This is a genomic window from Sunxiuqinia rutila, assembly GCF_050589705.1.
GTDB lineage: Bacteria > Bacteroidota > Bacteroidia > Bacteroidales > Prolixibacteraceae > Sunxiuqinia > Sunxiuqinia rutila.
On record NZ_JBNGOT010000006.1, the window covers coordinates 256,590 to 281,487 of the forward strand.

Annotated in this window: 20 protein-coding genes and 1 riboswitch; of the genes, 14 read left to right on the forward strand and 6 right to left on the reverse strand. The window is 47.9% G+C overall.

Annotated elements, in window-relative coordinates:
• Positions 1–28: 28 nt before the first annotated feature.
• A complete protein-coding gene (locus tag ACRD6K_RS09775) occupies positions 29–898 on the forward strand; it encodes an SDR family oxidoreductase (protein ID WP_299578439.1) in 870 nt (289 codons plus the stop codon).
• A 58-nt stretch (positions 899–956) separates the two neighbouring features.
• Here the strand turns inward: ACRD6K_RS09775 and cysS are convergent, their stop codons facing one another.
• Positions 957–2,429 carry a cysteine--tRNA ligase gene (gene cysS / locus ACRD6K_RS09780; protein WP_430973099.1) on the reverse strand — a complete coding sequence of 491 codons (1,473 nt, stop codon included), beginning with the start codon at positions 2,427–2,429 and terminating at the stop codon, positions 957–959.
• 100 nt (positions 2,430–2,529) lie between these two features.
• The gene (gene fumC, locus ACRD6K_RS09785; RefSeq protein WP_430973100.1) at positions 2,530–3,921 is read right to left on the reverse strand and encodes a class II fumarate hydratase; all 1,392 of its coding nucleotides are present in this window, start codon (positions 3,919–3,921) and stop codon (positions 2,530–2,532) included.
• Between the two features lie 141 nt (positions 3,922–4,062).
• Between fumC and ACRD6K_RS09790 the strand changes: the two genes are divergently transcribed.
• Positions 4,063–5,469 (forward strand): radical SAM protein, encoded by a 1,407-nt coding sequence (locus ACRD6K_RS09790; protein ID WP_430973101.1) that lies wholly within the window; start codon positions 4,063–4,065, stop codon positions 5,467–5,469.
• A gap of 54 nt (positions 5,470–5,523) precedes the next feature.
• Here the strand turns inward: ACRD6K_RS09790 and selD are convergent, their stop codons facing one another.
• Both selD and mnmH read right to left on the reverse strand, forming a co-directional pair.
• Complete coding sequence (selD, locus tag ACRD6K_RS09795; RefSeq protein ID WP_430973102.1) at positions 5,524–6,555, reverse strand: selenide, water dikinase SelD; 1,032 nt, start codon at positions 6,553–6,555, stop codon at positions 5,524–5,526.
• Positions 6,527–7,579, reverse strand: coding sequence for a tRNA 2-selenouridine(34) synthase MnmH (gene mnmH / locus ACRD6K_RS09800; protein ID WP_430973103.1), 1,053 nt, complete (start codon positions 7,577–7,579; stop codon positions 6,527–6,529). Before mnmH ends, selD begins: the two co-directional genes overlap by 29 nt.
• A 195-nt stretch (positions 7,580–7,774) precedes the next feature.
• Positions 7,775–7,880: riboswitch (SAM riboswitch) on the forward strand.
• 200 nt (positions 7,881–8,080) lie between these two features.
• Here mnmH and ACRD6K_RS09805 point away from each other — a divergent pair.
• From ACRD6K_RS09805 to metF, 4 genes are all read left to right on the forward strand, one after another.
• The gene (locus ACRD6K_RS09805) at positions 8,081–8,830 is read left to right on the forward strand and encodes a UPF0280 family protein (protein WP_430973104.1); all 750 of its coding nucleotides are present in this window, start codon (positions 8,081–8,083) and stop codon (positions 8,828–8,830) included.
• Positions 8,831–8,881: 51 nt separating this feature from the next.
• Positions 8,882–12,559 carry a methionine synthase gene (gene metH, locus ACRD6K_RS09810; protein WP_430973105.1) on the forward strand — a complete coding sequence of 1,226 codons (3,678 nt, stop codon included), beginning with the start codon at positions 8,882–8,884 and terminating at the stop codon, positions 12,557–12,559.
• A 114-nt stretch (positions 12,560–12,673) separates the two neighbouring features.
• On the forward strand, positions 12,674–12,832 hold the full coding sequence (locus ACRD6K_RS09815; protein WP_299578431.1) for a hypothetical protein: 159 nt from the start codon (positions 12,674–12,676) through the stop codon (positions 12,830–12,832).
• Between the two features lie 49 nt (positions 12,833–12,881).
• Positions 12,882–13,835: a methylenetetrahydrofolate reductase [NAD(P)H] gene (gene metF / locus ACRD6K_RS09820; protein WP_430973106.1), complete on the forward strand. Its 954-nt coding sequence runs from the start codon at positions 12,882–12,884 to the stop codon at positions 13,833–13,835.
• Between the two features lie 336 nt (positions 13,836–14,171).
• Here metF and ACRD6K_RS09825 read toward each other — a convergent pair whose 3' ends face one another.
• Entirely contained in the window at positions 14,172–15,062 is an 891-nt protein-coding gene (locus ACRD6K_RS09825; RefSeq protein ID WP_430973107.1) for a metallophosphoesterase, read from the reverse strand.
• A gap of 596 nt (positions 15,063–15,658) precedes the next feature.
• On the opposite strand from ACRD6K_RS09825, the gene ACRD6K_RS09830 reads away from it, so the two are divergent.
• The gene (locus ACRD6K_RS09830) at positions 15,659–16,396 is read left to right on the forward strand and encodes a DUF6261 family protein (protein ID WP_430973108.1); all 738 of its coding nucleotides are present in this window, start codon (positions 15,659–15,661) and stop codon (positions 16,394–16,396) included.
• Between the two features lie 488 nt (positions 16,397–16,884).
• Here the strand turns inward: ACRD6K_RS09830 and ACRD6K_RS09835 are convergent, their stop codons facing one another.
• A complete protein-coding gene (locus ACRD6K_RS09835; RefSeq protein WP_430973109.1) occupies positions 16,885–17,379 on the reverse strand; it encodes a helix-hairpin-helix domain-containing protein in 495 nt (164 codons plus the stop codon).
• A gap of 220 nt (positions 17,380–17,599) precedes the next feature.
• On the opposite strand from ACRD6K_RS09835, the gene ACRD6K_RS09840 reads away from it, so the two are divergent.
• From ACRD6K_RS09840 to ACRD6K_RS09870, 7 genes are all read left to right on the forward strand, one after another.
• Positions 17,600–18,043, forward strand: coding sequence for a thioredoxin family protein (locus ACRD6K_RS09840; RefSeq protein ID WP_430973110.1), 444 nt, complete (start codon positions 17,600–17,602; stop codon positions 18,041–18,043).
• A 3-nt stretch (positions 18,044–18,046) separates the two neighbouring features.
• A complete protein-coding gene (locus ACRD6K_RS09845; RefSeq protein WP_430973111.1) occupies positions 18,047–19,057 on the forward strand; it encodes an FAD:protein FMN transferase in 1,011 nt (336 codons plus the stop codon).
• A complete protein-coding gene (locus ACRD6K_RS09850; RefSeq protein WP_430973112.1) occupies positions 19,020–19,268 on the forward strand; it encodes a DUF4266 domain-containing protein in 249 nt (82 codons plus the stop codon). Before ACRD6K_RS09845 ends, ACRD6K_RS09850 begins: the two co-directional genes overlap by 38 nt.
• 6 nt (positions 19,269–19,274) lie before the next feature.
• On the forward strand, positions 19,275–20,747 hold the full coding sequence (locus tag ACRD6K_RS09855) for a DUF3570 domain-containing protein (protein ID WP_430973113.1): 1,473 nt from the start codon (positions 19,275–19,277) through the stop codon (positions 20,745–20,747).
• Between the two features lie 133 nt (positions 20,748–20,880).
• Positions 20,881–21,426, forward strand: a complete 546-nt coding sequence (locus ACRD6K_RS09860; protein WP_430973114.1) for an RNA polymerase sigma factor — start codon at positions 20,881–20,883, stop codon at positions 21,424–21,426.
• A 3-nt stretch (positions 21,427–21,429) separates the two neighbouring features.
• Positions 21,430–22,296, forward strand: a complete 867-nt coding sequence (locus ACRD6K_RS09865; RefSeq protein WP_430973115.1) for a FecR family protein — start codon at positions 21,430–21,432, stop codon at positions 22,294–22,296.
• Positions 22,293–24,896 (forward strand): TonB-dependent receptor, encoded by a 2,604-nt coding sequence (locus tag ACRD6K_RS09870; RefSeq protein ID WP_430973116.1) that lies wholly within the window; start codon positions 22,293–22,295, stop codon positions 24,894–24,896. The genes ACRD6K_RS09865 and ACRD6K_RS09870 overlap by 4 nt, the downstream gene beginning before the upstream one ends.
• The last annotated feature ends 2 nt before the right edge of the window (positions 24,897–24,898 follow it).

The following is a 24,898-nucleotide window of genomic DNA, read 5'->3' on the forward strand; positions in this document are numbered from 1 at the left end:
AAGACGGTTTTATCTTTAATTAATTGTCATGAAAAAAATATTGATTACGGGCTGTAGTTCAGGGTTTGGCTATCAGGCGGCTAAATACTTGGCAGAAAAGGGACATCACGTTTATGCTACCATGCGAAAGGTGGCCGGTAATAATGCAGGAAAAGCTTCAGATTTAAAGGAGTTCGCAAAGGCTAACAAGCTCAACATTGATGTTCTCGACATGGATGTTACTTCTGATGAGAGTGTCAATTCTGCTGTCAAACAGATTCCGACACTAGATGTTGTTATCAACAATGCCGGATATGGATATGGCGGACCTGTGGAGGCATTTTCTTCCGAAGAAATATTACAGCAGTTAGATTTAAATATCGTTGGAACCATCCGTGTTGCTAAAGCGGTATTACCTAAGCTGCGAAAGCAAAAATCGGGTTTGATTATTCAGGTTAGCTCTACGGCCGGGAGAGCCGCTTTTCCTGGCTTTGGTGTATATCATGCCAGTAAGTGGGGACTGGAAGGAGTTAGCGAAGCCATGCGTTACGAATTAGCTCCACTGGGGATTGATGTGGTGATTGTTGAACCAGGACCATTTTCAACAAATTTCTTTGGCAACATTGTGCAGCCCAAGGATGCTGAGATTGCTTCAGCTTATGAACATGTTGCAGGATTTATTCAAGACTTTGGAGGTCAGGTTCAAAACTTCTTTGAGGATGAGAATGCACCGACTGACCCGATGGTCGTTGTTAAGATTTTCGAAGATCTGATCAATAAACCAGCAGGCAGTCGTCCTCTTAGAACGATTGCAGGATTGGATTTCGGTTTTCAGGCATTGAATGATGCAGTTGAGCCAATTCGGGTGGGAGCTCTTGCCGCAATGGGAGTAGGCGATTGGGATGGTCCTAAAGCCTAGTTATTGCTTGTTTTGATAAAAATATGGTTGCCCGACTGATAAAATAGCCGGGCTTTTTTTATTTCAACTCCCAGCTGGAACCATCTTTGGTGTCTTTCACCACAAAGCCAAGTTTACTGAGTTCATCGCGAATTTTATCCGCAGTTCCCCAATCCTTATTGGCTTTGGCTTCCTGACGAAGCTGCAACAGCAAGTCGATGGCATGTTCGTAGGCTTCCGTGTTTGCATTATCTTGTTGTTCTGGTTGCTGCAGACCAAATAAGTCAAACAGGAAGGTGGAATACAAAGTCTTCAGCTCTTTCAGATCATCAGCTGAAATGCTTGCTTTTCCATCGGCCAGAGAGTTAATCATCTTCACACCGTCAAAAAGGTGAGCAATGGCAATCGGGCTATTCAAGTCGTCATTCATTGCCTGGTAACATTTGCTCTTCAGTTCAGCAACCTGAACCGTTGATGTGGCTGAGCTTTCCAGCTTATCCAGTGTTTCCACAGCTTTAAGCAGCCGCTCCATGCCTTTCTCGGCAGCCTGCAGTGCTTCGTTGGAGAAGTCCAATGTACTGCGGTAGTGCGCCATCAGCATAAAAAAGCGAATGGTCATGGGCTTGTAGGGTTTTTCCAGCAAAGGATGATTTCCTTCAAAAAAGTCATCCAGTGAGATGGCATTGCCCAGGGATTTACCCATTTTCTGGGCGTTCAGCGTCACCATGTTGTTATGCATCCAGTAGCGCACCGCATCGTGTCCGTTGGCTGCTTTGGCCTGAGCAATCTCTGCTTCGTGGTGTGGGAAGGTCAGGTCCATTCCACCACCATGAATATCGAATGTTTCACCAAGGTACTTGCAGCTCATGGCTGTACATTCCACGTGCCAGCCAGGGAATCCGTCTCCCCATCTGGAGGGCCAGCGCATGATGTGCTCGGGTGCCGCTTTTTTCCAGATGGCAAAATCCAGCGACGACCGTTTTTCGTTTTGTCCGTCCAGCTGGCGGGTATTGGCTTGCAGGTCTTCAATTTTTCGGCCCGAAAGCTCGCCATAAGGATAATCTTTGGCATATTTCTCGACATCAAAATAAACTGAACCGTTGCTTTCGTAAGCATAGCCGGCGGCCAATATCTTTTCTACCGTTTCAATCTGTTCAATGATGTGTCCGGTAGCGCGGGGCTCAATGCTGGGTGGAAGAACATTGAGTTGCTGCATGTTTTTATGGTAGTCGTTGGTGTAAATCTGAACGATCTCCATGGGCTCAAGCTCTTCCAGCCGGGCTCTTTTGGCAATTTTGTCTTCACCTTCATCGGCGTCATTCACCAGGTGCCCCACATCGGTAATGTTGCGCACGTAGCGAACCTTGTAGCCAATGTGTTTGAGGTAGCGAAAAAGCAGGTCGTAGGTCACTGCCGGACGCGCGTGTCCCAAATGGGCTTTGCTGTAAACGGTAGGGCCACAAACGTACAAGCCGGCTTTACCCGGATGAAGCGGTTCAAAAACTTCTTTTTTGCGACTTAATGTATTGTAAATCTGTAGTTGATTTTCCATGGATTCGAGAAATTTTTGCAAAGTTAAAAATTTTAACTCAACTGTGGCTAAATGAGCCGGTGAGAGTCACCCCGAATCTAAATTGGCCTAATCAACTGGTTTACTGGCCAGTCATTTTTGCCGGATCAACCCATGCATCATACTGCTCAGCCGTTAGAAGCTTCAGCTTAATGGCTGCTTCTTTCAAGCTGGTATTTTCTTCGTGTGCTTTTTGTGCAATTCTGGCTGCATTTTCATAGCCCACGTAGGGATTGAGTGCCGTTACCAGCATCAGGGAATTGGTGAGGTGGGTATCAATCCGGGCCTGATTGGGTTGAATACCAACAACGCAGTGTTGGGTAAACGACTTACAAGCGTCGCCCAGCAGATTGGCCGATTGTAGGAAGGCATGGATCATGACCGGTTTGAAAACATTCAGTTCAAACTGTCCGTTCGATCCGGCTATGGAAATGGTGGTGTCGTTGCCCATCACCTGAGCACACACCATGGTGAGTGCTTCCACTTGGGTAGGGTTGACCTTTCCGGGCATGATGGAAGAGCCAGGCTCGTTGGCCGGGATGGTAATTTCGCCAATACCGGCCCGGGGGCCTGAGGCCAGTAAGCGGATGTCATTTGCAATTTTCATCAAGCTGACGGCCAGTTGTTTCAAAGCGCCATGCGATTCCACCAACGCGTCATGGGCTGCTAATGATTCAAATTTATTTTCAGCGGTTACAAATGGCAGGCCGGTGAGTGTGGCAATGGTCTGAGCTACTTCTTCGGCATAGCCCTCAGGCGTATTGAGGCCGGTTCCAACTGCCGTTCCTCCCAAAGCCAGTTCCGATAAGTGGGAAAGCGTGTTTCTAAGGGCTTTCAACCCATGATTGAGTTGCGAAACGTAGCCGGAGAATTCCTGCCCCAGGGTGAGCGGGGTGGCATCCATCCAGTGGGTGCGACCAATTTTGATCACGTCCTTCATGGCTTCGGATTTGGTTTCCAGCGCGTCTCGCAGCAGTTCTACCTGTGGAATGGTATGTTCGACCAGTGTTTTATAGGCGGCCAAGTGCATGGCGGTTGGAAAGGTGTCGTTGGATGATTGTGATCTGTTGGCATCATCATTGGGGTGAATTGGAGATTCTCCAATCCCCAGTTGGTTTCCAGCCAGCACATGTGCCCGGTTTGAAATCACCTCATTGATATTCATGTTGGTTTGTGTTCCTGAACCGGTTTGCCAGATCACCAGTGGAAATTCGGCATCCAGTTTTCCGGCGATAATTTCGTCACAAACCCGCTGGATCAGTTCGCTTTTGGTTTTGGGCAATACACCTGCTTTTTCGTTTGTTTGGGCGGCTGCTTTTTTCAGGTAACCAAAGGCATGAATCACTTCCAATGGCATACTGGCTGCTGCCCCGATCTTGAAATTTTCGATAGAACGCTGGGTTTGTGCACCCCAATAGCGTTCAGCAGGCACTTTAACTTCACCCAAGCTGTCCTTTTCCATTCTGAAATTCATAATCAGTGTGTTTTGGTCCTGTTAATTCAGACAATCCAGAGCTTCATTTGTTTGGTTTTCAACAGAACCATAAAAATGAATAAAGCTGTTTTTTGAAATCAAAATGGAACTATATTTACGGCCAGTTATTTGATGTTTTGAATGAATAGGTTAACACCTTTAAAAGAGCGGCACCTGCTGAGGAATCAGGAGGAGTACCAGGTGAAATACAACTATTTGAAATTCCCTTCACCGGAAGAAGCAGCGACTGCTATGCAGGAACGACAAGCCATTTTGTCGGCCATTGAAAGCAGGATCAAGTGGGGATTTCATAACAGCAAAGTGGATGTGACAAAACTTTCAAAAGGATGTCAGCTTTGTGGAGAGGGGCAGTGGTCCTGTCTTTTTATCAATAACCTGTGCAACGGGAAATGTTTTTATTGTCCCACACAGCAAACCGATCTGGGCAAGCCGCAGACCAATACGCTGACGTTTGACGATCCGCAAAACTATGTGGACTACATTCGTCGGTTTGGGTTTAAAGGAGTCAGTATTTCGGGGGGCGAGCCGCTGGTTTCGTTCGAGAAAAGCCTGGCTTTTGTGCAAGCGGTAAAAGAGGCTTTTGGCGATGAAGTGTATGTTTGGTTGTATACCAATGGCATTTTGCTAACCGAGGAAAAGGTTGCCGCTTTAAAGCAGGCAGGTCTGAATGAAATGCGCTTTGACATTGGTGCTACGGAATACAAAACCGATAAAATTCGGTTGGCTGTTGGTCAGATCCCGGTGGTAACGGTGGAAATTCCGGCCGTGCCGCAGGAAGAAGAATTGCTGAAGGATAAAATCAGGGAGTTGCATCAGTTGGGTGTCAACCACCTGAATTTCCACCAGATGCGGCTTACACCCTACAATTTCAATCAGCTGATTGAGCACGATTATACGTATTCGCATGGCGAAAAGGTGATGGTCATTGAATCTGAACTGACCGCTTTGCGCCTGATTCAATTTACTTTGGATGAAGGCATTGATTTGCCCATCAATTACTGTTCGTTTGTTTATAAGAACCGGCATCAGAAATCGGCTAATCGCATGAAACATGCGCCACAGGTGGTTAAGCCCTGGGAGCGAGTCACCGAAAACGGCTTTATCCGTCGCTTGTTTGTGAAGCTTCCCGTTGAGCAGGAAGCCGCTGTTTTGGCTGAGCTGGATTCACTGATTGAGCAGCAGTTGGCTTTTTATTATCCGCAAAAACGGGAGTTGAGTTTTCACCACTACATTTTGGACGAAATAAAGCAACTGGCTCTGCCTATGTTTCTGGAGTACCACGTTAGTCATATCTTCCCGCAGGAAACGGGCATCAATGAGTTTGATCCGATTCCCTTGAATGAGGAGTGCCAGGTGGTGATCGAACGCCGGCCTGCTATTTTACCCATTGAGTTGAATGCTGAAATGCTTCAACTTTTGGAAGAGTTGCTGGATGGTCAACTCAGTTACCAGGAAGCGGATTCGAAGGCGATTCAGGAAATCATGACTCACGAATTTATCCCGGAAGGACTGGGCGAGTACCATTAATTGAAGGATCCGGTCTTCCCCACAGACCGGATCCCTTTAAATGCTTTTGAGCCTTTAAACTACCCGGATCAGATCGTTCTGCGGAGCGACCAGTTGTCCAAATGGTTCGGCTGTAATGTTGTGTTTTTTCAGAATTTCCTGCACCTGTGGTAAGGCATCCGGTTCAACAGCGACCAGTAATCCGCCACTGGTTTGTGCATCGCACAGCAACAGTTTGTCCGACTCATTTTTCAGTTTCACCTTGCTGCCATAGCTGTCCCAGTTTCGATGTGTACCGCCGGGAATACAGCCCAACTCAATGTATTCGGCCACTTCGGCAAAACGTGGAATTTTATCCAGTTCAATTTCGGCCGAAAGCTGGCTTCCCTCGCACAGCTCGGTTAAATGGCCCAGCAGCCCAAAGCCTGTGACGTCAGTCATTGCCTTGATGCCCGGCACAGCGGCCAGTTCAAAGCCCACCTTGTTGAGTTGCATCATGGAATTTGGAGCCAGGTGTTGGTGCGCTGCTTTTAACTTACCTTTTTTCTGTGCTGTGGATAGCACACCTACCCCGAGGGGTTTGGTTAGCAACAGTTGGCAGCCTTGGGTCGCCGTGTCGTTTCGTTTCAGTTGGTCCATAGCCACCTGGCCGGTAACGGCCAAGCCAAAAATAGGCTCAGGACTGTCGATGCTGTGTCCGCCTGCCAGCGGAATGCCTGCTTCCTGACAGGTCTCACGTCCGCCTTCCAGCACTTTTTGGGCCACTTCGGGGGCCAGTTTATCGATGGGCCAGCCCAAAATAGCAATGGCCAGCAGGGGTTTGCCGCCCATGGCATATACATCGCTGATGGCATTGGCTGCTGCAATCTTCCCAAAGGTGAACGGATCATCAACAATGGGCATGAAAAAGTCGGTTGTGCTGATGATGGCTGTTCCGTCCTGCATGTCGTAAACCGCGGCATCATCGCGACTGTCGTTTCCTACCAACAAATTGGGCGAGTTAAAAGGTGCCAGATTGGTTTGAAGAATGGAGCTGAGAACTTTGGGTGATATTTTGCAGCCACAGCCGGCGCCGTGACTATACTGTGTGAGTTTTATTTCGTTCATATTTTTCAACTAAAGTGATCAGTGTTTTTGCATTATCTTCGTGGTTCATGTCGGGAAGTGGAACCATGCAAACCAATTCCGGGTTGCGGTTCTGCACTCCTTTCAGGTAGGCTTTATCGTAATACTGAAGGGCCAAAAGCGCCACCTCGTAAAATTTTTGTTGGCCCAGGTATTCGTGGGCCAGTTTTACATTTTGCCCGCCAAGCCGCTTGGCAATGCCATTGATGGCGTAAGCCAGCTCGGGCGTTTCGCAAACGGTGTATTGACCAACCAGATGCCGGGCCCGCTGTTCTTTGCTGAGTTGGATGAAGTAAACCATTTGCTGGCGCATTTGCCGGAACAGCGGGATGGGAATTTTTACCTTTCCAATGCTGTGGCTCTCATCCTCCAGCCAAATTGGCTGCTGCAGGTTGAGCTGCCGAAAGGCTTCAAACAAGTTGTTTTCGAATTGCTCTACGGTGGGCTGAGGACTTTCGCCGATTGCTCCAAAAGCAGACCCTTTGTGGTGGGCCAGCCCTTCCAGGTCGACGACTTGCTGCCCTTGTTGCTGCAGGTTTTTCAGAAGCAGGGTTTTGCCACTGCCTGTAAAGCCGCCCAGAATGCGCAGCTGGAGTGGCTGAGCAAAAAAGTCAAGCACATAATTCCGATAGGCTTTATAGCCACCGGTAATTACATAAACCTCATCAAAGCCGTTTTCGTGCAAGTGTTCGGCAAAGGCATGACTGCGCATTCCTCCGCGCCAACAGTGTACGGCAACCGGGGAATTTACGGCTACTTTCCGGCTTTCGCTGATAAACCAATCCAGCTTCGGTGTAACAAACTGATAGCCCAGCTCAACGGCTTCGTCGCGCGATTGCTGAACGTAAACGGTGCCTACCTGCGCCCGCTCCTCATTGGAAAATAGGGCAATATTGGTTGCACCCGGGAGGTGTCCTTTTTCATATTCTCCCGGTGAACGTACATCAATTAAAGGCAGGCGATGTTGCTGGCAATAAAAATCGTGGATGCTGATTTCAATAATCATGACCACAAAAGTAGCTGATTTTCGATGACGAAAGGAAGCCGGAAAAAATTAAATCATCACCCTTTCCATTTTTATTCCGGCGAAGGTTACCATTCCTTTTATTTTAAAGCTTAACCCGTCCATTTCTTGATAATTATCAGTTTACACACTACATTTGCATGAAATTATCAAATGTTCCCATCGTTTGGGAATTCTTGGTTATAAGGAAGAGTGGAGAGAGCGGGCTCCTGGAAACTCTGGCAACCCTCTGTTCAACAATGGAAACGGTGCCAAAACCCGGCCGGAAACGGAATTATAATTGATCTTAAAAAATGAAACGAGTGAAGAAACAAGCCAATTCTCTTTTTCTGCTGAGCTGTATGCATTTTGCAAACTGCTGCATGCGCTGATCGGCGCACGATCTTTTTTCCATTATTCGGACCATTTCAGTCAAAACAAATGAGTTTTTCGTGAATTCGAACCTCAGGCTTTGAAACAGGAACTCAATAGCTTATAAGAACGATGTTATTTAAACCCAAAACATACCGCGACAGCTTTTCCAAAGAACGTTTTCAATCGTTTGTAGTTACCTACAAGGAGTCCGACTTATGGATCGGAATGAATGCGGATTCGTACAAGGAAGAGATGGAAACTCTGGCCCTTGAAACCGTAAAAAGCCTGGCTGACGCGCTGGAACAGTATATGGCTGAAGAGCCCTTTTTTAAAAAAAGCCTGAAGCCGTGCCCGGTGAGCGAAAACGCCCCGCAGGCGGCTCAGCAAATGGCGGCTGCAGCCGAAAAAGCTGGCGTAGGACCTACTGCTGCCTGGTCGGGAACGTTTAGCGAGCAGGTCGGAAAAGCCCTTTTGGAGAACTTTTCAATTCAAGAGTTGGTTGTTGAGAACGATGGTGACTGTTTTCTGAAGCTGCAGAGCGCCCTGGTGCTACCCATTTTTGCGGGAGAATCGCCTTTGTCAGGCATGGCCGGACTGGAAATTCAGGCTGCGCAAACCCCACTGGGGATATGCACTTCCGCAGGAACAAGTGGCACATCACGCAGTTTTGGCAAGGCCGATGCCGTGCTGATTGCCTGCAAGGATGCCGCCCTGGCTGATGCTTTGGCTACCGGCCTGGGGAACCTGATCAAGAAACCGGCTGACGTGGAAAAAGTACTGAATCGGGCCGAACGCATGGAGGAAATCATTTCGGCGGTATTGATTTGCGATGACCAGATCGGTATTCGGGGGGAGTTTGAATTAAATATATTAGGTTGAAACGAAAGTGTCGGGAACATTGGCAATGAGCCGACACGAAAATAGACGAGGATGATAACAAAAAACGACATACGCGAGGAGTTAAAAAGCAGGGTGCTGGTGTTGGATGGAGCCATGGGAACCATGATTCAGAAACACAAGCTGACAGAGGATGATTTCCGCAACGAGGAGATGGCGGCCATGACGAATGATTTGTTTGGAAACAATGATTTTCTGTCGCTTACACGTCCGGATATTATTCGGGGCATCCATGCCGACTTTCTGGAGGCGGGTTCTGATATTATTGAAACCAATACCTTCAATGCGAACCGGATTTCACAGGCTGATTACCACACCGAAAAATGGGTGTATGCCATGAACAAGGCCTCGGCCGAACTGGCGCGCGAGGTGGCCGATGAATATACGCTAAAGGACCCGTCGAAACCGCGTTATGTTGCCGGTGCATTGGGACCAACGAATAAGACCCTTTCGCTGTCGCCCGATGTGAATGACCCGGGCTACCGGGCCGAGTCGTTTGATGGCATCAAAGAGGCCTACCGGGAGCAGCTGGAAGGCCTGCTGGATGGTGGCGTGGACCTGTTGCTGGTGGAAACCATCTTCGATACCCTGAATGCCAAGGCTGCCCTTTTTGCCATTGAAGAAGAGCTGGAGAAACGCGGTCAACGCTTGCCGGTGATGGTTTCCGGAACGATTACCGACGCCAGTGGACGAACCTTATCGGGGCAAACCGTGGAGGCATTTTTGAACTCCATGCGCCACATCGATTTGCTGAGTATTGGTTTGAACTGCTCGCTGGGAGCCAAAGATATGCGCCCGTACCTGGAAGAGCTGGCGAAAAAAGCCCCTTTCTTCATCAGTGCCTACCCCAACGCCGGTTTGCCGAACCAGTTTGGGGAGTACGACGAAACTCCGGAGGAAATGGCCACCCAGGTGAAGGATTTCCTGGACAACCATTTTGTCAACATCATTGGAGGGTGCTGCGGAACAACACCTGACCATATCCGCAAATTTGCCGGAGTAGCTGCGGCTGCTCAACCGCACATCAAACAAAAGAATGACGAATTAACTCGATTCAGCGGACTGGAGCCGGTGACCATCACGCCCGAAACCAACTTTGTAAATGTTGGCGAACGGTGTAATGTGTCGGGATCACGCAAGTTTGCCCGCCTGATTCGGGAAGAAAAATACGAAGAAGCGCTGGCTGTTGCCCGCGACCAGGTGGAAGACGGTGCCCAGGTGATTGATGTGAACCTGGATGATGCCATGCTGGATGCTAAAAAGGAAATGGTGCGGTTCCTGAACCTGTTGATGGCCGAACCTGATATTGCCAAGTTGCCGGTGATGGTCGACTCCTCGAAATGGGAAGTGATTGAAGCCGGACTGAAATGTCTGCAGGGCAAGGCCATTGTGAACTCCATCAGCATGAAGGAAGGGGAGGAGCAATTCCTGGAGCAGGCGCAAAAGATTAAACGTTATGGTGCTGCGGTGGTGGTCATGGCTTTTGATGAAAAAGGCCAGGCCGACAACTACCAACGGCGCATTGAAATATGTGAACGGGCTTATAAACTGTTGACTGAGAAAATCAACTTTCCACCCGAAGATATCATTTTCGACCCCAATATTCTGACCATTGGGACAGGGATGGAAGAGCACAACAATTACGCGGTGGACTTCATTAATGCCATTCGCTGGATTAAGGAAAACCTGCCGCATGCCAAAACGAGTGGTGGGGTGAGCAACGTGTCGTTCTCTTTCCGTGGAAACAACCTGGTGCGCGAAGCCATTCACTCGGTCTTCCTGTTTCATGCCATTAAAGCCGGGCTGGACATGGGAATTGTGAATCCGGGAATGCTACAGATTTACGATGAAATTCCGAAGGATTTGCTCGAATATATTGAAGATTTGGTGATGAACCGTCGCCCCGATGCAACAGAGCGTTTGCTGGATTTTGCACAAAACCTGAAGGAAGATCCGGCCAAGGCTGTGCGGAAAGATGCATGGCGTGAGTTGCCGCTTGAAAAACGACTGGAGCATGCTTTGGTGAAAGGATTGCCTGACTATGTGGAGATTGATTTGGCCGAGGCCTTGCCGCACTATCAGCCCACGTTAAACATTATTGAAGGTCCGCTGATGGATGGAATGAATGTGGTGGGTGACCTGTTTGGCTCCGGAAAGATGTTCCTGCCCCAGGTGATCAAATCGGCCCGGGTAATGAAAAAGGCGGTGGCTTTCCTGCTGCCTTACATTGAGGCCGACAAGGCGAAGTTTAAGAACCAGCAGAGTAACCAAAAAAAGGTGCTGATGGCTACCGTAAAGGGCGACGTGCACGATATTGGTAAAAACATTGTTGGCGTAGTGCTGGGCTGTAACAATTACGAAGTGATTGACTTGGGCGTGATGGTGCCCACAGAAAAAATATTGGAAGTGGCCAAAAAGGAGCAGGTTGACATTATTGGCCTGAGTGGTTTGATTACCCCTTCGCTGGAAATTATGGCCAGCGTGGCCGTTGAAATGGAACGTCAGAACTTCCACCTGCCATTGTTGATCGGCGGGGCAACTACGTCTAAAATCCATACCGCGGTTAAAATAGAACCCCATTATTCGCATCCGGTGGTGCATGTAAAAGATGCCAGCCGCACGGTGAATGTGGTGGCCAACCTGTTGGCAAACAACCAGGAGTATATTCAGTCGGTAAAAGATGAATATGCTAAAATTCGCGAGTTCCACGGGCAGAAGAAGAAAAAGGAATACCTGACTTTGGAGCAAGCCCGTGCCAATAAATTCCGGATTGACTGGAGTAAAAATGAAATTTACAAACCCAGACAAACCGGGGTTTTCGAGCTGATCGACTTCCCGATTGAAGAACTGCGCAAGTACATCGACTGGAACTTCTTCTTCTTTGTGTGGGAGTTGCGTGGCCGGTTCCCGGAAATTCTGGAAGACGAACGCCAGGGCGAACAAGCCCGCAAGGTGTATGAAGATGCCCAAATCATGCTCGATGAAATCATTGAGAAAAAGATGCTTCAGGCGAATGGTATTTACGCCATTTGGCCGGCGCATACCGAGGGCGACGACATTGTGTTGTTTGAAGATGAAGCGCGCAGCAAGGAACTGGGCCGTTTTTACCACCTGCGTCAGCAGGAGAAGAAGCGCGAAGGCTCGCCTAATTTCTGCTTGTCGGATTTTGTAGCTCCCAAGGAAATTGATCAAACCGACTACTGTGGCGCTTTTGCCGTAACGGCGGGTATTGGCATTGAAAAGTGGATGGCTGAATACAAGGCCGATCACGACGATTACAAGGCCATTATGCTGGAAGCACTGGCCGATCGGCTGGCAGAGGCCTTTGCCGAGCTGCTGCACGAAAAAGTGCGTCAGGAATATTGGGCATACGCCCCGGATGAGAAGCTTTCGTGGGACGATATTCTGAAGGTGAAATACCAGGGAATCCGTCCGGCCATGGGCTACCCGGCTTGTCCGGAGCACCACGAAAAGGAGAACCTGTTCAACATCCTTGGAGCCGAGAAGATCGGCATCACCTTGTCGGAACACTATGCCATGTACCCAACAGCAGCGGTGTGCGGACAGTTTTTTGCCCATCCCGAATCCCGCTACTTCAGCCTGGAGAAAATTGGCAAGGACCAGGTGGAAGATTACGCCAATCGTAAAGGCGTTCCGGTGGATGTGGTGGAGCAGTTTTTACCCGTTAACCTGAACTATAAAGGAATTTAAAATACCAACAGTTCGTCATCCTGAGCTCGTTTCAGGATCTCTAAAATAGAAAGGACAGTCCCTGAAATGAATTCAGGGAGACGGTTATAAAAAGGATCAAAAAACAGATAGATCATGAAGAATTCGGCAACAAAAGTTCTTATTGCCTTTGTGTTAGGAATGGCTCTTATGTTTGTATTGGATATGGTTTTTCATTTCAACAATTCGATTGAAAAGGAACTGGAACGCGAAGCCCAAAGAGCGCAGAAGAAAATAGAAAACATTTTTAAATAATCAGAGTAAGTGAAAGTATGACTCACAGCTCGAAATGCACGACCCGACTATGAAAGTGATAGACATCATCAAGCAGAGCGATCAAACGGTTTTTTCATTTGAATTGCTTCCCCCTTTGAAAGGGAATGATGCCAGTAATATTTACCGGACCATCGAAAGCTTAGTGGATTACAACCCCAAGTACATCAACATTACCACCCATCGCGACGAGATGGTGTTTAAGGAGTTAAACGATGGAAGCATTGAAAAACGCACGGTTCGCAAACGTCCCGGAACGGTTGCCATTGCAGCCGCTATTCAGCACAAATACGGCATTCCGGTGGTACCCCACATTTTGTGTGGTGGTTTTTCGAAAAGCGAAACCGAACACGTGCTGATTGACCTGAATTTTATGGGAATCAGCAATGTGCTGGCCTTGCGTGGCGATGGCCTGAAAACCGACAACATGTTCCGCCCCAACCCCGATGGGCATGCCAATGCCAACGAGCTGGTGGAGCAGATCGTGAATTTGCGTGAAGGCAAGTATCTGGAGCCTGACCTGAAAAACAACGCTCCACTCGATTTTTGCATTGGGGTGGCGGGTTACCCCGAGAAGCACTTCGAAGCGCCCAATTTCGATACCGATATGGCTTATTTGAAGCAAAAAGTGGATGCCGGGGCCGACTACATCGTAACGCAGATGTTTTTTGACAACCAGGTGTACTACAATTTTGTGGATAAATGCCGCGAAGCCGGAATCACCGTGCCTATCATTCCGGGTATTAAACCCATTAACCTGAAGAATCAGCTGACCGTGCTGCCCAAAATTTTCAGCATTGATTTACCGCAGGAACTGGCGACCGAGCTGGCCAAATGCAAAAACAACGACGATGCCAAGATTGTAGGAACCGAATGGGCCATTCTCCAGTCGAAAGACCTGGTGGCCAACAAAGTGCCCAGCTTACACCTATACACCTATGGCGTGTCGGACAATGCCCGCAAAATTGTGGAAGCCGTATTTTAACAGGCTATAAAAGAGAATCAAAATACAGGAATCCGGTCTTTAAAGGCCGGATTTTTTGTTGGGGAAATGTTGTGTTTCAGGAGAATTCTCAGGCGTACATTTTCCATTGTAAATGGGGCGTTGCCCCTGAACCCCAATTCCTTTTTTGCCTTGATGCCAAAAAGGAATCAAAAATGATCAAGGCTCGCAGGCCAAACGCCCTCCTAAACGGAGCGTCATTCTGAACTTGTTTCAGAATCTGCCAACGAGTTAATGGATGGTCGCGCAGTATTGGGGAAGATTGCGGAAAGGCCCCTCTGTATGCTAGCAGGCGTCTATTCGACTAATCAAAGACAGTTACTCCTTATTCAAATGTATCGTTTTTTGATTTCCATAGCCTCGTAATACGATACTGTCTTGGTGAATTTCAAGTATTGCATAAGAGCTAACCCTGGTGTCTACCATTCCGGATATCGTAATGTAGTGTATCCCATTTTTGAATTCATAGCCTCCGGCATGATTGTGTCCATTAATATAGGCTACAACATTCGAACTCTTCTCGATGAGGTTGATAATTTCATCATCATTCCATAGGTTATGCGGATCATCCTCCGGCTTTAGTGGCAAATGCGAAAAGAGAATCACCTGTTGATTCAATGATTTTGCAGCATCCAATTCCTGTTTAAGCCAGCTTTGCTGGTCTTTTCCGATTGCACTGTTCCAACGGTGATTATTTGATTTTCCTTGGGTTTTATCCAAATAGGAATCTATTTGATTGATATCGTGATGATGCAGCAAATTTGAATAGTACGAATAATCAGTAGCGTCCAGCACGATAAATCTGTAACCTTCTTTTGAATAGGAGTAATAATAGTTTGGCATTGATAACCTTTCAAGTAAACCGTTCAAATGAGTTGAATCAATATCAAAATCATGATTTCCCAGAAGATGGTAGTTTTCAATACCAGGGGTAAGTTTATCGTAGACAGATAAAATGGAATCAAAACTTTCCCATTCTGTATCTATAATATCTCCAAGGTTTTGAACAAAGTCAACCTTGTGATAATTAAAGGTGTCAATGGCTTCTTCCAGTTTCCATAAGGATTCCCTATAATACCTTTTTCCTGCAGTTGGTTTATTCGCATACTGAGGGTCAGCAACCAGACCAATTTTTAGAACGGGTTCTTTTTTTGAACAAGAACTGAGAAGGATGAGTACCGATACCAGGTAAAATGAGAAGTCTTTCATTGGTGTATGAGGTGTTTATTAATGATTCGGTATATCGTGTATTACGTTTGCAGTTTTTGCTACTGCGTGTAATTGCCTCGGCTGCTTAAGGCGAGTAAGTAGCGCTTCACAACCTGGTTCAACCTCAGCAAAAGCCAATTTAGCAAACAAACTGATCATAAGCTTACTTTTTCAAAAGTTTTTGATCGATTTTCATTTTTTGGGGTGCTGGCTGAGGCTCAGAAAAGTTGCCTGAGGTTCAGTTCTGCTCAGCCGAGGCTCAGCTGGCTTGTTTTTGATTGAGTTCTGTTCAGCTGAGGCTCAGCCGGGCTGTTTTTGTTCCGGTTTTGCTTAGCTGAGGCTCAGCCAGCTTGTTTTTGTTTCAGTTCTGCTCAGCTGAGGCTCAGCCAGGGTGTTTTTAATTGGTTTGGGCTTAGCTGAGGCTCAGCCGGAGTCAAAAAATGGCAAGGCACCCAAGCCGTAGCTTGTATCGGGTATTTCGCTTGATTTTCAATCGAAAAGGCAGCTTTAAAATGGCAATTTATCAGTAGAAATGTTTTTTATTTCATCAGAAGGTCCTAACTTGTAGTTAATTATAAACATAAAACGACCTAACGATGAAACATTTTCTTGAGTCTTTGCGCGTTTCAGCGCTTTCGAACCTGGAAGCAGGCCAATTAGTTAACCGGCAATTAGCCGATTTGGGAACGATTGATCAGGCTCTGATGACCGATGAGCCATTTAACAACTACATGAGTAAGTTAAGTGATCATAGTGATTTGTTCGAGAAGGCCATGGCACAGATCAGGGCGAGTGAAATAACCCTGAATATTGCCAATGCCGATACCAAACGGGATAAGTCGAACCAGGCCTGTCGGCGATGTTTGGCCCTTTATGCGCTTTCGGACGACCCGGAGGAAGTGGCTGCCAGCCGTAGCCTGAACCTGATTTTCAAAAACTTTAAAAATTTGCCCAACCTGAATTACGAAGCCGAAACGATTGCCATTGACAAATTGATCAGCGATTTAGAAGAACCAACGGCTGCGGCGCATGTGAGTACCCTAAACATGGAGCGCTATGTTGAGCGTTTAAGGGCCGACAATGAAGCTTTTAAAGTGTTGTTTGGTCAGCGTATTCAAACCGAAGCCCAAACGGAAGATTACGATATGAAGACCATCCGCCGGGAAACCTTTCAAACCTATCGGGATTTCTGCAATTACGTGTTGGCCATGGCTAAGGCCCTGGGCAGTCCGTTGTTTGAAGAGGCCCTGGATTTAATCAACGCCGGACGAAATTACTACGCGAATATGTTAGCCCGCCGAAATCCGAAAGAAGAAGCCTTAAGTCCGAACTAATAAGGTGAAATATCCTCATTTTCGATGAAAATAAACCCGCCGGTTTTCACTGGTGGGTTTGTTTTTTGTGATCGCTGCTTTCGCAGGCTTGCATCCTTGCTTTGCGCTTTCTTCGCGCCTTTGCGGTTATATCGCGTGGTCAAGCTTAGCAGGAAATACCACACGATACAATCGTGCGGTAGCGGGGGCCTTTGCGGTTAAGAGCGGGGTTTTCAATTCCAAACAAACTTGTCCTTTTGACTTGATTCAAAAGAACGAAAAGATCAAGGCTGACGAGTCTTTTGAGAGAAAACGTCGGATTAGTCACTCCCCGAAAACCAACTCCTCCCTTTGGGCGTCAAACAGGGTTTTCTTAGCGAGTGCCAACGCTGTATCCTTCCCTTGTTTTCTAGCTTAAAAGACTCGTAGGCCAAGCGAACCGCCCCAAGCAAAGCGTCATTCTGAACTTGTTTCAGAATCTTGGTTCTTCAAATCCAGCAATCCAAGCATCATTTGCTCTTCTTCCTTGACTGGATTGGCAAAACCTCGTGCCAGGGGGTGGCGGGGCGGTTGGCAGGATAACCGTGCTCCAGGCGGTAAGCTTTGCGTTCGTTGGTAAAGTCCCACCACTTTTTGGTTGCGTCGTGAGTAGTGGCATAGTGCACCACCAGGCGAAACTGATCTTCCACGCAGGGATCGGTCCAGAAGCCTTTTTGAAGCTCGTAGGCATCGGTCAATCGGGCGCCATCCAGGCCCTTCAGCTCATCGATGGCGTAGTAGCCCAGGAAAACCAAGTCTTCGGCAAACCTGGGGCCAACCCAAGGGATGCTCTGAAACTCGGCCAAAGCATGAATTTCCCGGGCACGTTCGGGGCTGGCGTCCAGTAAAACTTCCAGCTCATCCACGGCAAAATTAAGAAGTTCACCCAAGCGTACTTTATGCGCTTTGAGTGCGGCTTTTTCGGTTTCTAGCAGTGGTAGTTTGATGGTAGACTTGGCTTTCATGTTCTGTAAATCTTGGTTGATGTTCTTGCCTTCATTCGGATTTCTAAGTTACAAAAAATCCAAAGGGCTCCGACTGTGCTGATTTTAGAGAGGTTTTCAAGGTCACCCTCATTTTTTTACGAAAAAAAGTAGGGTATAGGCTCTTTGCTCAGGATACAATGAAAGAACAGCTTAGAAATCGGGCTTTCGCCGGAAAGTCTTCATCTTAAAATTTGGTACTATGACTAAAAAAATTGGAATGCTCATCTTACTTTGGGCAGCACTTATCCCCTCCGTTCTGGCCAAGGAATGGTTAGCCAACCTGGATGTGGCTAAATCAGAAGCCGTAGCAACAAAGCAGAACATTTTATTGGTTTTTTCCGGTTCCGACTGGTGTATTCCATGTATGAAACTGGAGAAGTTTATTTGGAGTTCCGACGAGTTTAAAACCTTCTCGGAAGATCATTTTGTGTTGCTGCGGGCCGATTTTCTGAAACAAAAGAAAAACAGGCTGAGCAACGAACAACAAGCCTACAACGAGCAGTTGGCTGAAAAGTACAATCCGAATGGCTTTTTCCCGCTGGTGCTGGTGTTGGATCACCAAGGAGAGGTGCTTGGCCAGACCGGCTATAAAAATGTCTCTCCGTCGGAGTACATCAAACACTTGGTTGAACTAGAAAAATAAGCGATGGTACGATTCATTTCAGCTTTAATTCTGGTAAGTCTTTCCTTCAACATGTTTGCTGCGGAAACGGTTATGCGTACGCTGAAACTGATGGGATCGCGCTACGAAATCTCAGTGGTGGCCGCCAACCAGGCCGAAGGTGACCGCTATATTGATCTGGCGGTGGCCGAGATCAGCCGCATTGAAAAAAGCATCTCTTCCTGGGATGTAGCTTCCCAAACGTCCGAAGTGAATAGGAATGCTGGCATTGCCCCGGTGAAAGTCGATCCCGAGCTGTTTCAACTGATTGAACGGGCCCTGCAAATCTCGAAGATTACGGATGGGGCCTTCGACATTTCGTATGCGGCCATGGATCGAATCTGGACGTTCGATGGAAGCCTGCAGGAAATGCCGGAGGAAGAAATCATCCGGCAGTCTGTGGCTAAGGTGGGCTACGAAAACATTGTGCTTAACCGGGCTGAGCAAACCGTTTTTTTGAAGTTGCCGGGCATGAAAATTGGCTTCGGCGCCATTGGGAAAGGCTATTCAGCCGATCGGGCCAAGGCGCTGTTGATGGAAAAAGGCGTGGTGGCCGGTATGATCAATGCTTCGGGCGATCTCAACTGCTGGGGGCAAAGGCCGGATGGCACTCCCTGGCTGGTGGGAATCACCAATCCGATGAATAAGAACCGGGTTTTTGCCTGGTTTCCAATTGAGAACAGTGCCGTGGTCACCTCGGGCGATTACGAAAAGTTCGTGCTACTCAAGGGCAAGCGTTATGCGCACATCATTGATCCCCGAACGGGGTATCCGGCATCCGGTCTGGTGAGTGTCAGCATTTTTGCGCCCAAGGCTGAATTGGCCGATGCCTTGGCTACTTCGGTTTTTGTGATGGGGATTGAGGCTGGAATCAACCTGGTTAACCAGCTGGCCGGTATTGAATGCATCCTGGTGGATGATCAGGGGAAAGTGTACTATTCAAAAAATATCAAGAAGAATGAACAGGAAATGGAGATTGCAGCGCGGCAGAAATAACCTGAAGCACGTGTTGCTGATTGGTTTGGCGATGTTGGCTTTGAGCTCATGCGTGGCAGTAAAGGAATACGAGAAAGTGTACATCAACGACCCGAATATGAAGCTGAGTGCTGCCAGCGATCAGCGGTTTGAGTTGAATTTTCAGGTGTATCGCGAAGCCGCAGCAGGAGCCAATGGCGGAAAAACAGGTGGAGGATGTGGATGTAATTAATCGATTATGAAAAGAATACTGTTTTTATTGACCTTGATGCTTCTCGTTCATTTTGGGAAGGCGCAATCGACCAGTCCCAATGCGTATCAAAAACGGGTGCTGGAAACACCGGAAATTGAACTTTTGATGAGTTACTACCAGCAGGATGGCGATCATTCGGCTGTTGGGGGAGGCATTGGCGATGAGTCGCTGGATGATGTGACGCCAACAATCGTGATTACGCTTCCCTTAAATGACAACGATGTCTTGACGATTGATGCCGGCTTGTCGGCTTACACCTCAGCCTCTTCCAGTAACATCAATCCGTTCAACAGTACCGGAGCTTCAGGCCGCGGAGGAGATGACGAAGAAGATGAAGATGATTACGAGGGGGATGATGAAGATGACTTTCGGCCGGGGACATCCGGAGCCGCGGTTGGCACACCCTGGCTGGCTTCGTCCGGCGCTTCAAAATCCGACGTGCTGGCCAGTGTCAGCCTGGCTTACAGTCACAGCTCCGACGATCGTAACTGGATTTTAGGCTTGCATGGTTCTGTGTCGAAAGAATACGATTACCATTCGCTGGGATTTGGCGGTAGTGTCGCCCGGCTTTTTGCGGAGAAAAACACGGAGCTGAGCTTAAAAACACAGGTTTACCTGGATGCCTGGAAACCCATTTACCCCACAGAGCTGCACGAGTACAGCCAGTACGGGAGTAATTTTCTGAACTCGGGCTATTTTGAAGGGATGACGGTGCTGAACGAACAAGGCAACCCAACAACGGCCTATTTGCCTAACCTGTTCTCCGAATGGGATTCTAAAAAGCGCAATTCGTATTCGGCCTCGCTGGGCCTATCACAAATTTTCAGCCGGCGTTTGCAGGCCTCTTTCTTTGTTGATCTGATTTACCAGAAAGGACTGTTGTCCACGCCTTATCACCGCATCTATTTTGCCGATCGACCCAATTATTACATCGGCAATGCCAGTGATATTCCGGTTTACACCAGCCGTGAAAATACCGGTGTTTTTCGCCTGGCCGATGAGGTGGAGCGCCTGCCTGACACCCGCCTGAAAATACCCTTTGGTGCCCGCATCAATTACTACCTGAGCCAAACCTTCAAGCTACGAACCTATTACCGCTATTACACCGATGATTGGGGAATTACGGCGCATACCGGAAGTGTGGAATTGCCCGTCAGTTTGTCGCCCAGCTTCACGCTAACACCTACTTACCGGTACTATGAGCAAACAGCGGCAAGCTATTTTGCCCCGTTCGAAACGCATGTTTCTACCGAGCAGTATTACACCTCGGACTACGATTTAGCCGACTTTCAAAGTAACCAGTATGGAATTGGGCTGAGCTACACCAACATTTTTTCGAAGCCCAAACTGTTTAATCTGGGCCTGAAGAATGTCAACCTGCGCTTTAGTCATTACGACCGCAGCGATGGACTGAAAGCCAACATTGTTTCTTTTGGCTTGAAGTATGTTTTTGAATAGGGTAGGGTTTCCGGCCCTTCGTCAGGATAAATTATAAACAGCGTTCTAATCCGTTGGTCTGAAAAAATTGGTTGGCGTGAGGAGGCAAGGTATTTTCATTTATCTTTGGTTGTGATGTGAAAATATGCAGCCATTGACCAGAGAAGATTTCAATTTTTTATTCCACACGTATTTTGAAGAAGTCAGGCGATACGTGTTTTACCGCTCAGGCAATGAGGAGGTAGCCACCGATATTGCGCAGGACACTTTTCTGCGGCTTTGGGAAAAGCGGGAAGAGATCAGGCTGGAGACGGTGAAAGGTTTGCTGCTGAAAATAGCGTCAGACCGCTACATTACAAAGTACCACAAGGAAAAACTGGCTTTCAACTTCTTCAATACGTTTGTGCCCCGGGAACATGCTCCTACACCGGAAGATCAGCTGAATTACGAGGAATTGAAGAAGGCCTATGAAGAAGCTTTAAAAAGTATGCCGGAAAAACAACGGGTGGTATTTCTGATGAATCGCGTTGATGAACTGAAGTACCGGGAAATTGCTGAACAGCTGGGCTTGAGCGTTAAAGCCATTGAAAAGCGGATGAGTCAGGCACTGGAACACCTCAAGCAGCAGTTGAAAGATCAATTGACCAATATTGTTTTGCTGATTCTGAATAGTTGTTTTTTCCGCAGATTGAAACATTGAACCGTGAAAGACGATAAGGAACATATCAAACTCAAAGCGATTGACAGGCAGAGCCAGGCTTTTTTTGCCGGAGGAACTTTCCGCTGGAAAAAGAGTGAGGCTGAAGTACTGGCCGAGCTGAACAGGCAACTTGACCGTAAAGCTGCTGGCCGGTCGTTTCGTTTGAGCCGACGTTGGGTGGCTGTAGCCGCCAGCTTGTTGCTCATCGTTGGCTTGGGAAGCTTGCTTCGGTTTTATGCCGTTAGCGTGGATGTTTCGGCCGGAACACATCAATTGGTGGATTTGCCCGATGGCTCAAGCGTGGAGCTGAATGCCGGTTCCAGCCTGAGGTACTATCCTTATTGGTGGTCGTTTAAACGCATTGTAACCCTCAATGGGGAAGCTTTCTTTGAGGTTCAAAAAGGCCGGAGCTTTGTTGTTCGCTCGTTGCAGGGTAGGACAACGGTATTGGGCACCAGCTTCAATATCCTGGCGCGGGGCAGCAACTACCGGGTCACCTGTTTGAGTGGGAGTGTTGGGGTACGTAGCAAGCAAAGGCAAAAGGTTGTTTTACTGCCGGGAAGCCAGGCTGTTGTTCAGCCTGATGGTAAAATAGAAGTCCGCGAAAATATTGAAACCTACCCCGAAATATCTTGGCGCGAGCATGTTTTTGTGTTTACCAAAACCCCCATTCAGGAAGTGTTTGAAGAAATAGAACGCCAGTATAAAGTGACCATCCAGTCAACCATTCAAGAGAAGATTCTGTATACCGGCAATTTCACAAAAGAAGAGGACGTTGAAAACATACTGGAGTATGTGTGTCCTGCCGTTGGTTTGAAATACAGCAGAAAATCACCTACCTTGTATTTCATTACGCAGGCGAATGAATGAAACGTATTTTAATAATCGGAAGCCTTTTTTTGATTTCGAGCCTTGCCGTGTGGGCGCAAAACCAACCCATCGTTATTGAGGCAGATAACCAGCCGCTGACCGAGGTTTTGGTCCAGCTGCGTGATCGGTATGGCTTTTTGCTTTCCTACAATGCCAGCGAACTGGCCACTTACACGATTTCTCTTTCCGAAAGTTATCCGAACCAGGAAGACGCTTTGCGCGGACTTCTGGAAGGCTTGCCTTTACGACTGAAAAAGTCGCGGCAGGTGTTTATCATTCTTTCCGATCGGTCAAAAGCTAGCGAGCCGCCGGAAAGGCGACCGGTTTCCGGGCAAATTGTGGAAGCCAAAACCGGGGAACCTTTGCCTTTTTCAGCACTAACCATCAATCAGAAGCAACTCTTTGCCGATGTTAACGGCTCGTTTAACTACACCACCAGCGGAGACAGTCTGGTGCGGTTGAAGGTTTCGCATTTGGGCTATTATGTGTTGGATACCCTGCTGAAACCGGGCATTAACCAGCGTATTGAGCTGATTCCTTCGTTTAAGCATTTACCGGAAGTCAGAGTAGAAAACAACGTGGTTGAAAAGGCCGCCATTGTTGGCGAAAAGTCGGGCAACATGAAGTTGAATCACAGCATCTCCCGGTTTCTGGCGGGGCAGGGCGACAACGCCGTTTTTAACCTGCTGAAGCTGATGCCTGGCATTCAGGCTTCGAATGAGCAAACCGTGGATTTGTACATTTGGGGAAGCTATGAAGGACAAAGCCAAATCTCATTTGATGACTTCACCCTGTTTGGCTTGAAGGAGTTCAACACCAACATCAGCCTGATCAATCCATTTCTGGTTAAAAACATTGAAGTGTATAAGGGAGGCTACGAAGCGCGTTATGGCAACCGGGTTGGAGGTTTGGTCAATATTCAGGGGAAGACCGGAAACCCTCAAAAGCCGGGCTTTCAGTTTAACATTAACCCGATGACCTTGAATGGCATGGCCGAACTACCTGTTGGCGACCATTCGTCGCTTATTGTGGCCTATCGCCAAACCTATTACAATCCGTATAGTCACAATGATTTCAACCTGTTTGGACTGAAGATTCACGGGAAGCAAGATAATGCCGGACGAACCTATGAGGAAGGAGAAATTGCCAGTGTCAGCGTGTTTCCCGACCGGTACCAGTTTCGCGACTTCAATGTGAAATATACCGCGAACATCAGTGCGAATGACCAACTGGGCGTAAGCGCGTATTATGGCGGGGACGATTTTAGCTTGAGTACGGCCAACCGCCTGGTAGAAACCCATTACGATGAAGAAGAGGATGAGGAGCAAGAGACTTCGCTGGAGGTTTTATTTTCGAGCCAGGAAGAGAACCGGCAACTGGGTACTTCCCTGTATTACAGCCGGGACTGGGCCAATGGAAATCGCTCGCGTTTGGTTTTGGCGCATTCCAGCTTTCGCCAAAGTATTCTTGATTTAATTGAAGCCGATAACCTGGACGATGGTGAAATATATAACCGCGACTGGATTGAGATTGAGAATGAAGCCCGCGAAAGTGCTGTTCGGTTGGAAAACAGCGTGACCATTGCAGGAGCCCACCAGCTGGAGTTTGGCGGTGGTTTTTTTGCCAACGAAGGGTTTGTTGAAAACAGCAACTTGTATGAGGATCCTCAGCTTGCCGACTCGCATGTAAACTTTAAGAATCAACGCTTTTTTCTGTTTGTACAAGATAACTTACCCTTGATGGGACGGCTGACTCTACGAACCGGGTTGCGGCTCAATAAAATGAAAAATAAGCTTTTAATGGAGCCGCGGATGAACCTGACCTATCAACTCAGTGAAAGCCTTAAAATCAACGGTTCGTGGGGAATTTACAACCAGTTTATTTACAAAACGGCCTATGTTGACCGCGATGACAACTATACCTATCTGTGGACCACGGGCGATGAGCATTCCGGGATTCTGCATGCCATGCACGGGAGTTCGGGGATTAACTTTTCGAAGCCGGACTTTACCATGAGCGTGGAAGCTTATTACAAAACCACCGATAATTTGTCGCGCTACCGGCAGGAGAGCCGGCTTGTTGGCACTAACCCAAGGGAAGATTACTACCTGTACCGGGGCGATTCCAAAGCCTACGGACTTGATGTTTACCTGAAAAAGGATTTCGGCAAACACGCCATTTGGGGAGCTTATACGCTAAGCGAAACCCGCGAGCGCCTGGCCTATGAACCGGATGCTTTGGGCGCCTACCAAGCGGCTCCGCACGACCAGCGGCATGAATTGAAACTGGCCGGTTTGTACAACTTAAACCAATTCTATTTGTCGGCCAACTACGTGTATGGTTCGGGCCTGTATATTCTTCAAAAACAAGCCGGGAAACCGGTTCACTACAAGCGTCTGGATGCGGCGGTCACCTACCGGTTCAACTGGAGACTGGTGCGTGGCGAAACGGGCTTGTCGGTGCTCAACCTGCTCGATACCCGAAATGTTATTCGGGGCTACCTCACCAATGTGAAAATTAGCGAGGAGCTGGGAACCTTTAAGATTTATACCGATGCCATGCCACTCATGCCCATCTTATTTCTGAAGCTGGCTTTTTAGAA